We start from the raw sequence: 12,465 nt of genomic DNA on the forward strand, positions 1-12,465 counted from the left end.
CAAGTAGTAAATGGAATATGTGTTTAGCGATCCAGAGGGCTCAACACCGCTAGGCCACCTCGGTTGAGCACATGGGTATAGATCATGGTTGTCTTAACATCTGAGTGGCCGAGCAACTCCTGCACGGTGCGAATGTCCTGGCCTGCCTCCAGAAGATGCGTGGCAAAGGAATGACGTAACGAATGTGGCGTCGCATGCTTGATCAAGCCAGCACGCCGCGCCGCCTCACGCACCGCCCTCTGGATGGTTTTTTCATGCAGGTGATGGCGATGAATGCCGTGCCCGCGTGGATTCTGAGAGCGATTGCCAGACGGGAAAACGAACTGCCATCCCCACTCCTTCGCCGCATTCGGATACTTGCGCGCCAGCGCGAACGGCAAATTAGCTTCGCCAAAGCCTTCTACCAGATCCCCCTGATGCACGCGCTGCACCTCGTTCAAATGTTGCCGTAACGGCTCGACGACACGCATTGGCAGCATGGTTACCCGATCTTTCTGGCCCTTACCATCACGCACGATGATTTCTCGCCGGGTAAAGTCGACATCCTTGACTCGTAGCCGAAGCGCCTCAAGTAATCGCAATCCAGCACCATAGAGCAGATTCGCAACGATCCAGCTATCGCCCTGCAGTTGAGCCAACAGGGCATCGACCTCACTACGGGTAAGCACCACCGGCAAATGCTTGGGTTTCTTCGCCCGTACGACCCCCTGCAACCAAGGCAAATCCAGCTTGAGCACTTCCTTGTAGAGGAATAGCAGAGCGGCCAAAGCCTGGTTCTGTGTCGAGGCAGACACGTCGCGCTTAACCACAAGATGGGTCAGAAAAGCCTCGATCTCCGCCGCGCCCATCTCTGCCGGATGCCGATAGTGGTGAAAGCGGATGTAGCGCTTTACCCATTCGGCATAGACAGCTTCGGTACGGATGGAATAGTTTCTGACTCGAATTTGCTGGCGCAGTTGATCCAGCAGCTTGGGCTTGCCGTCATCCATGTCGCGTTTCTCCCTAGGAGCTGTCGCGTTTGCCGCGACAACCTTCAAGCTAGACAAGGACTTGCAAGACAACAAGGAAGATTATGCGACAGCTGTCGCGTGGAAACGCGACATGAATGTCGTCTAATTAATAGTTAGGTGCAGTCGTGGATATCGTTGATTTCGTAGAAAATACGTATCAATTATTCGAGGCCTTTGAAAAGCCTGAGTCAGCCACGGATATTGAACACTGCGAAGAATGTAGAGATCATAACGACGAGATTAATAATGTAAACAGGCGAGACTTGTCACCTGAACAAATTGGCACTGTATGCTGGGGAATTTCTTCCTTTTTAACACCTCAGGCAATGGGCTATTACATACCAAGACTTATCGAACTAGCCGTAACAGGGCAGAACGACAAAGAAGGCTCGCCTTACATATGTCTATTCATCAACCAAATAGGCTTAAATGCAGAGTCTTTGCAATTTTCAGAATTTTCGGCTGAGCAACGACAGGCAGTCCACAAAAGCTTAATTATTCTAAAAAAAGAATACATGAGCACATTAATTGAATACTGCTGGGAAAAAGATATCGATACAGCAATAACACAGTGGAGCACCTAACAAATGGTTCAAATCGTTCGCTCCGCTCACTGGGACGGGCTAAAGCCCGCCCCTTAACCAAACGTTAGGCGTTTAAAAGGAGACTCCATGATTTACGCGCTTTGGGCTGTCGTATTCTTCTTTTCCGCATCATGGACCTTAGGGCTCATCATCAATCCAAGCATGCGGGTAAAATCAACCATAGTTACTATCATTTACTGGTGGATATCTATCGGCTTCGCACTCGTATCCGCTTTCAATCCTTGGCACCTATTGTGGTTAATGCCGCTCGCGCTGATAGCTCCAATGCTATTCATGCAAGCTGAAATGGCTTCATCATTTCGCACCAGCGTAACAAGCATTTTCTTCAAGTCGCTCTTTGTTTTGGGCCCGGCCCTTGGGGCACTAATTTATTTGTCTCAGTGAATAACCTGACCATGAGAAGCCTAACAAGTGGTTCAAACCGTTCGCTTCGCTCACTGGGACGGGCTAAAGCCCGCCCCTTAACCAAACGTTATAGACCACGGAGGGATTTGTGTGCTTGCTTGGGACGAAAGTGATGTATTGACCTGCCTTGAAACCATTCCGGAAATTGAACCGGATGGCATTTGCTATCACTACAAGGTGGACAAAGGCGGGGCTACATTAGATTTAACGATATACCCTTACGATGGGGACGTTTACTTTGAGCTTTCTCATAAATACGCCGAACAACCCTTATTCTCCATGAAACTTCTTGAGTGCTCGGGCGTACGCTATGTTAAAAAGTGGCCAAATGAGTATTTAGAGTTCGCACCTGCAAAATGCTTTGGCAATCGGTACGACGGAGAGTCCGCAATTCCTTACGGTGTTCGCGTGCATGCTAGCCCAAACATTCGAATTGAAATTTACTAGGCTAGTGGCTTATAACAATGCGCTCAAATCGTTCGCTTCGCTCACTGGGACGGGCTAAAGCCCGCCCCTTAGCTTAATCGTTAGGAGCCTTTGTGGAGTCTGTGCAGCTCAATCAAGCGTTCCTCAGTCATACGCCAATTTCTGGCGTGGTCTATCAGCATAATGATTTCGTGCTTGTCGTAAGTGGCGCGCACTCCGGCAGCAAAGGCTCGCTAGTTTCTCTTATATCTCTCAGTCCAGAACCAACATTTATTTTGGAGCTAGAATCCGGTTTCGATGTAGAAAATCAAACAATCGGAGCTTGCGTATGCAGTCTCCTAACAATGCGCTCAAAGCGCTCACTTCGTTCGCTGGGACCGCGTTCCGCGGCCCCTTAGCTTAATCGTTAGGTCACACGATGAATTGGCGCCCACTTGCAAACTGCAAGAAAAAATCTTTTGGAAGAGGTGTGGTATTCCGTTTCCCGGCAAAAGCTCCATTTGAGAAAATCGTCGACTTCATGATTATCGAAGAACATGATTCACCAACGTTTTATAAGCTGATATGTTCATCTGGCCATCATGCCGGACAAACCGAGTTGGTGTTTCCTGCCGAAGCAAAGCATGAAACTGGCGCAGTGTCAGTGGCTTGGCTAAAGAAAAATTGGCAAACCTGGATTTATCCCGAGTGCGAAGTTGAAGCCGTCAGTTACGTGGACTGTTATCCACCGGGCCACGGCGTGAAACCTAACTAGTGGTTCAAACCGTTCGCTGCGCTCACTGGGACAGGCTAAAGCCCGCCCCTTAACCAAACGTTATACGGACTTCTCATGAACGATTACCTTCTCCTTCTAGGCGGCGTAGGTTTAGTCAAAGGAAAAGTAAAAGGCTTTGGACCTGCCTTGTTGCAGGCATCTAAAGACCTTTCCGAGTGCATGAGGTTATCCGGCTGGTCTACAAGTGCCCCATTTGATAAAGTCAGCCTCATTGTCAAATATGGAGCAGACACCTCACAAAAAGTAGAAATAGGGCGCATCAACAAACATAAAGAACTGGAAGCCTCTATACAGATCCCATTACAACAACTCCAAAATTCGTCAAACCTAGATGCCGAAATAAAAAAAATTTCAGTTCATGTACTAAATTTAGTATCAACAAAGTATGGTCTCCCGAAAATCACCGTATAACAATTGGTTCAAACCGTTCGCTTCGCTCACTCGGGACCGGCTAAAGCCCGCCCCTTAACCAAACGTTAGGCCGCAGGTCCGAAGTGGTGGTTCATGCGCCCACCAATGCAGAGCACTCATCATTCACTCTGAGGCAATCAAGATGGCAACGGTTCGCGAAGGCAACAAGGGAGTTCTGCTGGTCGTAGACGTGCAGGTTGGCGTTATGAAGGAATCGTGGGACGCAGCACGGATCATCAAGAATGTCTCGCACGCTGTCGAGCGGGCTCGCGCCGCCGGCGTACCCGTGATATGGGTGCAGCACTCGGACAACGAATTGCCTTTCGGAAGCCCGGCGTGGCAGTGGGTGCCAGAATTGTCGCCTGCAGAGAGCGAGCCGCTGATTCATAAGCGCTTCAACTCGTCGTTCGAACAGACGCCGCTCGAAGATGAACTCGCCAAGCTCGGGGTGAGCCATATTGTGCTGGCTGGCGCTGCGACCAACTGGTGCATCCGTGCCACCGCCTTTGGCGCACTGGACCGTGGCTACGACTTGACTCTAGTCAAGGACGCGCACACCACCGGCACAATGGAGCTTGAGGACGGAACGAAGATTGAGGCAGCAAACGTGATCCGGGAGCTGAATATCGCGATGCTCTGGCTGAGCTACCCTGGCCGCACGAACGGCACCGCCAAAGCCGAAGAAGTGGACTTTGCAACGCCTGGCGGCGTGCGCCCATGAGGACATACCATGTCCTCGACATTGTTGTGGCCTAACCCTTCGTCAAGGGGACGTCTTGCGGCAGACCGTAAGTCGCCCCTTACGTCGAACGTTAGGAGCCCTGTATGAGCTGGGTGCGAGACTCAAAAACCCTCAAAGACTTTCTGTCCTTGGTAATAGTTCATGCACCAGATGATTTTCCAGAAGAGGATTATCTGAAAGCTGATGAGCAACTGAATCTTGAGCGGGCTTTTGCGGAGCTTAGAAACGGCGTAACTATCTTAGCTTCATCTAACTCAAGCATTGAGGTTGCTAGCAAGCTAAATGCAATTCTAGATCAGGCACTTCTAGCCTATCGCTCTGGCGATGACATTCAGGGGGCGCATACACTGCATGAGTTCGAGAAAATAGCTTTCAAATAAGGGCTCCTAACAATGCGCTCAAATCGTTCGCTTCGCTCACTGGGACCGGCTAAAGCCGGCCCCTTAGCTTAATCGTTATGTCCTAGGTTAACCATGAGTTTCTACTTTGCATTTGCATTTGCATTTGCTTTTTTACTAATGCTGTTCGTTGCTTGCGTCTACTTATTGTGCAAAGTGTTTTCGTGTGTTAATCCCGGCAATGAGAAAAAACTTAAACTAATGGGCCCGCTAGCTCTATTTTGGCCTGGAACATTACATAAATCCGGCTACTTATATTTGCTTTCGCTTGTGGTTTGCACTGCACTATTCTTGTTGATATTCGCCAATTTTCCAGAAGCACAGTGAACAACCAAACATAACGATCGGTTCAAACCGTTCGCTTCGCTCAATGGGACGGGCTAAAGCCCGCCCCTTAACCAAACGCTAGCATTCAATGAGTGCACATTCCTTCAGCACGATTGAGTGGAAACACACATACCCGGCTCATGCTTTCCGGGCCATGTCACAGCAGCATGACCGGCGCTTCCGTCAGCATATTGATCACGGGCGGAGCCAGGCCGTTGGCGCCCCACCATCCGAACAGGGAAGCCTATGAAGTCCATCATCCTCTTGGCACTTTCGTTGTGCTCGTCTATGGTCTGGGCCGGTGAGTCCTGCGTCTATCCCAGCAAACAGGGCGACGGCAGCGTTGCCTACTTCGAGGACTGCGGCGTGGTTGAGGGTGATCGGCTCACGCTTAACAGCGAACACGCCGAGAACCTGGCCTTCGACGGCAACGGCATGGCCTGCGTCATCCTCGCGGCGAGCGAAGCCTTCTACCTGCTGCAGGACGGACGCTCGCAACATGTGCTGTTCTTCGACAATGGCTGCGACTATTTCAGGGAAGGCCTTGCCCGAGGCCTGGTGAAGGGCCGGATGGTCTTTATCGACGCACGACTGGAAACCGTGCTGAAACCCGGCTTCGATCTGTTATTGCCTTACGACTACGGGCATGCCGTGGTGTGCAACGGCCCCTTCGTGGAAGAACGGCAAGACGAGCACACGCTGCTTCGCGGCGGCCAATGCGGCTTGATGGACAAGCAAGGCAGGATCGTCGTCGAAGCCGTTCACGCCATGGGCGACAACGAGGTGTTCGACCACTATCTGAATCACAACAGCCATTGCCCAGCGCCCCCGCTGCGTACCCAAGAGGCCGCGCTGTGCCACGCCAGGCGGCACGTCGCGAACATGGATCATCACAGTGCGCAATGGAAGCGGCAGAAGATTTCCCGGCATGGCGCTGTCTGGTTGGTCACTTTCGTCGAAGAGGGCGAGGGCGATGAGGAATTTACCCTGACCCTGAACGCGGACAGCGCTCAATGGGGCTCGTTGATCCAAGAATCCCACGACGAGGCCAGGCAGCGTCTGGAACCATAGCCTGCATACGGCTGGCGGCCTTGGCCTGGACCAGGATATGCGGGCGCAAGTGGAGGTCGATGCGCAGCCCAACCTGGCCACCAGTACCCTCCTCCTTCTACCTAGAGGTGATTGCCATGAAAGAAGCACAAGGTATCTCGATCCAGACGCTAGGCAGCGAGCATGTCGATGTCATGCGCGCGATGCTGAGCATGTTCGGCGAGGCCTTCGGGGAGACGGCGACCTACACCGCAGCGCAGCCCGACGATGCCTACCTGCAGGGGCTGCTGGCGAGCGATGCGTTCTTCGCCATTGCCGCATTGGCCGAGGGGCAGGTGGTCGGCGGGCTGGCGGCCTACCTGCTACCCAAGTTCGAGCAGGCGCGCGCGGAAATCTACATCTACGACCTGGCCGTTGCGCAGCCGCATCGGCGGCGCGGCATCGCGACGGCGATGATCGAGCAGTTGAAGCACATCGCAGCGGCCAGAGGAGCCTACGTCATCTACGTGCAGGCGGACCATGGCGACGATCCCGCCATCGCGCTCTATACCAAGCTCGGCATCCGAGAGGATGTGCTGCATTTCGATATTCCGCTGGAGCGCGGCTAGCCGCCCGTTGCGCTGGCCGAACATTGACGAATCGCGTCTACTCTCACGCACGCTCATCACTGCAAGGAATCGCCCCGATGGACCTGATCGCACGCAACTTCCGCTGGTTGATGCTGATATCCGGCGTGCTCACGGCAAGCATGTTCTATGGATTGTTCGCGCCCCAGGCGGCGCTGGAGTCGATGTTCGGTGCCTCGTTCAACGGGCAGCTGGAAGGCCTGGTCATTCGCAGCTGGTCGGCGCTGGTCGGGCTGATCGGCGTGATGCTGATCTACGGCGCGTTCAGCCCGCAGAACCGGGTGTGCTGCGCCGTGTTCGCGGCGACCAGCAAGGCCATCTTCGTCGTGCTGGTGCTGCTCTACGGCCAGCAATACCTCGCCACGGCGGCGCCCGCCGTCGTTCTGGATCTGCTGGTGATCGTCTTCACCCTGCTCTTTCTGCTGGCAACCCGGCGCCGCGCGGTGCTTTAGCAGCCGTTCGCGCGGCGCCCTGCGACTGCAGGCGGCGTTGGTCTTCCGAGTGTCACAGCCTGATAGGATCATCGCCGCCTGCATGATGTGCTCACGAAAGCCGGCCCCGTTCCGGCGACGCCCCTCCAACCACCCCGCCACCGAGGCCCGTTTTGGAAAACACGGTCTTTCTCGCCGTCATCGCCGCCGCTGCCCTGCATGCCGGCTGGAACGCCCTGCTCAAGATCGGTCTGGATCGTTTCCTCACCGCCACGCTGATCCAGATCGGTGCCGGCCTGGTGGCGCTCTGCGCCTTGCCGCTGGTGGCGCTGCCACAGGCTTCGGCCTGGCCCTGGATCGCGCTGTCGGCGCTGCTGCACATCGGCTACAACTTCTTTCTCGCCCGCGCCTACCAGTACGGCGACCTCGGTCAGGTCTATCCCATCGCTCGCGGCAGTTCGCCCCTGATGGTCGCCCTGCTGTCGCTGCTGCTCCTGCATGACGGCCTCGATGCCCTGCAACTGCTGGGGCTGCTGACCCTGGTGCTGGGCATCTGGCTGATGGCGATACGCGGTGGGCATCACCAGGCGCCACAGGCGCCGATGCTGGCCTGTGCGCTGATGACGGCGCTGTTTATCGCCGGCTATACCCTGAGCGACGCCGTGGGAGCGCGCAGCAATGGCGACGCGCTGAGTTATTCGTTGTGGCTGTTCACCGTCAACGGCGTGGTGATGGCGCTGGTGCTGGCCCTCAGTCGCGGCCCCCGGGCCTTTCTGCAGTTGGGCCCGCACTGGCGCGGCGGGCTGGCCGGCGGGGCGATGTCCATGGCCGCCTATACCATCGTGATCTGGGCCATGACCCAGGCGCCGGTGGCGCTGGTATCGGCGCTGCGCGAAACCAGCGTACTGTTCGCCGTGCTGCTGGGGGTGCTGCTGCTCAAGGAGCCATTGCGGCCGATTCGTGTCCTGGCCTGCGTGGTGATCGCGGCCGGCGTGGTGATGATGAAGTTGGCCTGAGGGTTTCGCCTTGTAGCAGGTGGTGGGCTGAAGCGGTACGCCGCCCGGCCCACCCTACTCGACTGACGTGGCCTGACGACCCTCCGTCGCCCCGCCTCGCTGGTGCCGGCCAGGTAGCTAGAGTTACTGAGCACTTCACCCGCACAGGAGGGAACACGATGTCGAAGAATATCTGGGGCCCCAAGACCACCGGCAGCGATGGGGTCATGAGCGAAGATGACTTCATCGCCTTTGCCATCGCTAAGGTCGGTGACGGTGGCACGACCTGGCGCAAGAACGTGGCCAAGGCCTACAACGCCATCACCAATCACGACGGTCAGGCGGGCGCCAACGACAAGTATCCGCACAAAGGCAAAGCGGTCTGCCACGTCTCGGAAGGCAAGCGCGGCGCCGGCAATGGCGTCTCGGTGTTCTTCACCGCCAAAGGCGAGGTCGTCGCCAGCGTCATCGGCATCGGCTATCACATCGGCTCGGCCTCCTATCACCTGGAATGGCGTTTGCCGAGCTGGGACACCGCCAACAGCGCCAACATCACGCTGTAACACCGGCGCCCTACCCTGGGTACGCGCTGCGAGCCCTTGCGCAGCGCGTATGCAAGAGGCCTTCGGGTCCACCTTGCAGCGCGGTGAAGAACTTCCCCCGGAAGTTTTTTGCCCGCCACGCGGGCTTGCGGCACACTAGCGACCTTCCCGAGCATCCGCTCGTTTAACTGCTCAAGAGTCCGTATGACCCGTTCTCCCCTGCGCCGCCTCGCCTTTGGAGCGCTGCGCCGCCTGCTGTACCTCTGGGTACGCTCGGAAACCATCAACCAGTCCGCCTTCACCCTCAAGCTCGACCGCAGCAAGCCGGTGTTCTATGTGCTGCAGCAGCCGTCGGTGAGTGACCTGGCGGTGGTCGACCGCGAGTGCACCAAGGCTGGCCTGCCGCGCCCGGTATTGCCGGTGGCGGTCGGGGAACACATTGAGCCCGCCGCCTTCTTCTACCTGACGCCGGAGCCGGACTGGTTCGGCCGTCAGGACAAGCGCGGCATCTCGCCAACCCTCGATCGCGTGGTCACCGCCCTCGGCCAGCATGCCGTGGACGACGCCCAGATCGTCCCGGTCAGCGTGTTCTGGGGGCAGTCGCCGGACCGCGAGACCAGCGCCTGGAAGCTCCTGTTCGCCGACAGCTGGGCCGTGACCGGGCGCCTGCGCCGGCTGGTGAGCATCCTGATTCTCGGGCGCAAGACCCGCGTGCAGTTCTCCACGCCGATTCACCTGCGCGAGCTGGTCGAGCAGGACAAGGGCCAGGAGCGCACCCTGCGCATGGTGCATCGCATCCTGCGCGTGCACTTCCGCAACCAGAAGGCGGCGGTGATCGGCCCGGACGTGTCGCACCGGCGCAACCTGGTCAAGGGCCTGGTGCACGACCCGCTGGTGCGTCAGGCGATTGCCGAGGAAGCCGAGCGCGAGAAGATCAGCCTGGAGAAGGCCGAAGCCCAGGCGCTGCGCTACGGCAACGAGATTGCCTCGGACTATACCTACACGGTGATCCGCTTCCTCGAGCTGGTGCTTTCCTGGTTTTGGAACAAGATCTACGACGGCATCAAGGTGCACAACGTCGAAGGCGTGCGCGACATCGCCCAGGGCCATGAGGTGATCTACGTGCCCTGCCACCGCAGCCACATCGACTACCTGCTGCTGTCCTACCTGCTGTTCCGCAACGGCCTGACGCCGCCGCACATCGCCGCCGGCATCAACCTCAACATGCCGGTGATCGGCGGCCTGCTGCGCCGTGGCGGCGCCTTCTTCATGCGCCGCACCTTCAAGGGCAACCCGCTGTACACCGCGGTATTCAACGAATACCTGCACACCCTGTTCAGCAAGGGTTTCCCGGTGGAGTACTTCGTCGAGGGCGGCCGTTCGCGCACCGGGCGCATGCTGCGGCCGAAGACCGGCATGCTGGCCATCACCCTGCGCAGCTTCCTGCGCAGCCACCGCCTGCCCATCGTCTTCGTGCCGGTGTACATCGGTTACGAGCGCGTGCTGGAAGGTCGCACCTACCTGGGCGAACTGCGCGGCGCGAGCAAGAAGAAGGAGTCGATCTTCGACCTGTTCAAGGTGCTCGGCGCGCTCAAGCAGCGCTTCGGCCAGGTCTCGGTGAATTTCGGCGAGCCGATCAAACTGGCCGAGTTCCTCGATCAGCAGCAGCCCGGCTGGCGCCAGCAGGAGCTGGGCCCGCAATACCGCCCGGCCTGGCTCAACGACACCACCAACCGCCTGGGCGAGCGCGTAGCGCGCCACCTCAACGAGGCAGCCTCGATCAACCCGGTCAACCTGGTGGCATTGGCGCTGCTGTCCACCAGCAAGCTGGCTCTGGACGACCGCGCCCTGGCGCGCGTGCTCGACCTGTATCTGGCGCTGCTGCGCGCGGTGCCCTACTCGCCACACACCACCCTGCCGGACGGCGACGGCGCGGCGCTGATCGAACACGTCAAGGGCATGGACCTGCTGGCCGAGCAGAAGGACGCCCTCGGCAAGATTCTCTATCTGGACGAGCAGAACGCCGTCCTGATGACCTACTACCGCAACAACGTGCTGCACATCTTCGCCCTGCCGGCGCTGCTGGCGAGCTTCTTCCAGAGCAGCGCGCGGATCAGCCGCGAACAGATCCTGCGCTTCACCAAGGCGCTGTATCCCTACCTGCAGGCCGAGCTGTTCATCCGCTGGGAGATCGAACAGCTGGACGACGTGGTGGACCAGTGGCTGGCGGCCTTCGTCGAGCAGGGCCTGCTCAAGGTCGAGGGCGACGTGTACGTGCGCCCGGCGCCCAGCTCGCGCCAGTTCGTGCTGCTGACGCTGCTGTCGCGTTCGGTGGCGCAGACCCTGCAGCGCTTCTACATGGCCATCGCCCTGCTGCTCAACGCCGGGCAGAACGCGATCAGCGCCGAGGAGCTGGAAGATCTGTGCACGGTCATGGCCCAGCGCCTGTCGATCCTGCATGGCCTGAACGCACCGGAGTTCTTCGACAAAAGCCTGTTCCGTCACTTCATCCAGAGCCTGCTGGATCAGGGCGTGCTGCGCCAGGACGAGGCCGGCAAGCTCAGCCATCATCCGCTGCTCAGCGAACTGGCCGAAGGCGCCGCCAAGCGCGTGCTGCCGGCGGAGATTCGCCTGTCGATCCGCCAGGTGGCGCTCGATCGCAACGAGGACGAGCCGGCGGCGCCGTAATCGTAGGGTCGCGCGCGGCCAGCCAGGCCGTGTGCGCCTCCGAATCACCGTAGCCCCGGTGCGCACGGCGCACCCTACGTGTCACGTCAGCTCCTGGGGTGGATGTCGCTTTTACATCCACCATGGCGCAGGCTCGGAGCAACCAGACGAACCTGTCACGGTTTTGGCAGTCAGTCGATAAGCCACACACTGGCAGGAGGCTCTGGCCATGATCGACTCCCTGATGCTCAGCGCGGTACGTGTCACCACCCTGGCGGCCGGGCAGATACTGACCAACGCCAGCGGCTTCTTCTTCAGCCGAGATCAGCAACTGTTTCTGGTGACCAGCCGTCATGTGGTGCTCGACGAACCTAGCGGCCACCACCCCGACGCCCTGCAGATCGAACTGCACACCGACGCGGACAATCTGGCCAGCACGGCGGATTTCACCATCCCTCTCTATCACGGTGACCGGCACCTGTGGCGCCAGGGCATCGACGGTGCCGGCGAGATCGACGTGGCGGTGATCGAACTGGACCGTTCGGCGCTTCCGCCAGGCAGCCTCTACCAGGCCTTCACGGCACAGCACCTGTTGCAGGCCGACGAGCATGTGGAGATCGGCTCGACCCTGCTGGTGGTGGGCTTTCCCCTTGGCTTTCAGGACAGCCTGCACCGCATGCCGGTGGCGCGCCACGCCGGGCTGGCCTCGTCCTTCGGCCTGCGTTTCCAGGGGCTGGGCTACTTTCTCACCGATGGCCGCACCCACCGCGGCATCAGCGGGGCGCCGGTGGTCAAGCGCGCCAGCGTCGACGGCGAGCTGCCCTGGCACCTGCTCGGCATCCATTCCACCCGCCTGCTCGGCGAGCGCGACGAGGAACAGGACGAAGCCCTGGGTCTGAACTGCACCTGGTATGCCGATATCCTGACGACGCTGACGGAATGATCGCCCGGCGTCATCGCCTGGGATGATTGCCAGGCTCGCCGGCTAGCCGGCTCCTACAGAACAAACCACGCCCCGTAGGAGCCCGCTTGCGGGCGATAGCCAGTAGCCGGTG

At 58.5% G+C, this 12,465-nt stretch carries 15 protein-coding genes; 14 read left to right on the plus strand and 1 reads right to left on the minus strand.

Annotation, left to right across the window (positions count from 1 at the left end; genetic code table 11):
• Positions 1–23 precede the first annotated feature (23 nt).
• A complete protein-coding gene (locus N7333_RS01740) occupies positions 24–989 on the minus strand; it encodes an integron integrase (RefSeq protein WP_279858225.1) in 966 nt (321 codons plus the stop codon).
• Between the two features lie 146 nt (positions 990–1,135).
• Between N7333_RS01740 and N7333_RS01745 the strand changes: the two genes are divergently transcribed.
• The 14 genes from N7333_RS01745 to N7333_RS01810 all read left to right on the plus strand — a co-directional run bounded on the left by N7333_RS01745 (position 1,136) and on the right by N7333_RS01810 (position 12,353).
• A complete protein-coding gene (locus N7333_RS01745) occupies positions 1,136–1,594 on the plus strand; it encodes a hypothetical protein (RefSeq protein ID WP_279858226.1) in 459 nt (152 codons plus the stop codon).
• Between the two features lie 87 nt (positions 1,595–1,681).
• Positions 1,682–1,999, plus strand: coding sequence for a hypothetical protein (locus N7333_RS01750; protein ID WP_279858227.1), 318 nt, complete (start codon positions 1,682–1,684; stop codon positions 1,997–1,999).
• 111 nt (positions 2,000–2,110) lie between these two features.
• Positions 2,111–2,467: a Ypar14, super integron cassette gene (locus N7333_RS01755; RefSeq protein WP_195882968.1), complete on the plus strand. Its 357-nt coding sequence runs from the start codon at positions 2,111–2,113 to the stop codon at positions 2,465–2,467.
• Between the two features lie 397 nt (positions 2,468–2,864).
• The gene (gene imm45 / locus N7333_RS01760; protein ID WP_252576672.1) at positions 2,865–3,200 is read left to right on the plus strand and encodes an Imm45 family immunity protein; all 336 of its coding nucleotides are present in this window, start codon (positions 2,865–2,867) and stop codon (positions 3,198–3,200) included.
• Positions 3,201–3,275: 75 nt separating this feature from the next.
• Positions 3,276–3,632 carry an Imm39 family immunity protein gene (locus N7333_RS01765; protein WP_279858234.1) on the plus strand — a complete coding sequence of 119 codons (357 nt, stop codon included), beginning with the start codon at positions 3,276–3,278 and terminating at the stop codon, positions 3,630–3,632.
• Positions 3,633–3,774: 142 nt separating this feature from the next.
• Complete coding sequence (locus N7333_RS01770) at positions 3,775–4,353, plus strand: isochorismatase family protein (protein ID WP_279858236.1); 579 nt, start codon at positions 3,775–3,777, stop codon at positions 4,351–4,353.
• Between the two features lie 104 nt (positions 4,354–4,457).
• Entirely contained in the window at positions 4,458–4,754 is a 297-nt protein-coding gene (locus N7333_RS01775; RefSeq protein ID WP_279858239.1) for a hypothetical protein, read from the plus strand.
• Positions 4,755–5,345: 591 nt separating this feature from the next.
• Complete coding sequence (locus tag N7333_RS01780) at positions 5,346–6,170, plus strand: hypothetical protein (protein WP_279858241.1); 825 nt, start codon at positions 5,346–5,348, stop codon at positions 6,168–6,170.
• Between the two features lie 116 nt (positions 6,171–6,286).
• Positions 6,287–6,757: an AAC(3)-I family aminoglycoside N-acetyltransferase gene (locus N7333_RS01785; RefSeq protein WP_003244139.1), complete on the plus strand. Its 471-nt coding sequence runs from the start codon at positions 6,287–6,289 to the stop codon at positions 6,755–6,757.
• 77 nt (positions 6,758–6,834) lie between these two features.
• Positions 6,835–7,227 carry a hypothetical protein gene (locus tag N7333_RS01790; protein WP_279858243.1) on the plus strand — a complete coding sequence of 131 codons (393 nt, stop codon included), beginning with the start codon at positions 6,835–6,837 and terminating at the stop codon, positions 7,225–7,227.
• Between the two features lie 152 nt (positions 7,228–7,379).
• Complete coding sequence (locus N7333_RS01795) at positions 7,380–8,222, plus strand: EamA family transporter (protein ID WP_279858245.1); 843 nt, start codon at positions 7,380–7,382, stop codon at positions 8,220–8,222.
• A 158-nt stretch (positions 8,223–8,380) separates the two neighbouring features.
• The gene (locus N7333_RS01800; RefSeq protein WP_003244133.1) at positions 8,381–8,764 is read left to right on the plus strand and encodes a hypothetical protein; all 384 of its coding nucleotides are present in this window, start codon (positions 8,381–8,383) and stop codon (positions 8,762–8,764) included.
• 183 nt (positions 8,765–8,947) lie between these two features.
• Positions 8,948–11,431: a glycerol-3-phosphate 1-O-acyltransferase PlsB gene (plsB, locus tag N7333_RS01805; RefSeq protein WP_012019215.1), complete on the plus strand. Its 2,484-nt coding sequence runs from the start codon at positions 8,948–8,950 to the stop codon at positions 11,429–11,431.
• A gap of 208 nt (positions 11,432–11,639) precedes the next feature.
• On the plus strand, positions 11,640–12,353 hold the full coding sequence (locus N7333_RS01810) for a serine protease (protein ID WP_012019216.1): 714 nt from the start codon (positions 11,640–11,642) through the stop codon (positions 12,351–12,353).
• Positions 12,354–12,465: the final 112 nt, after the last annotated feature.

This window comes from Pseudomonas sp. GD04158 (assembly GCF_029834875.1).
GTDB classification, from domain to species: Bacteria; Pseudomonadota; Gammaproteobacteria; order Pseudomonadales; family Pseudomonadaceae; genus Aquipseudomonas; species Aquipseudomonas hydrolytica.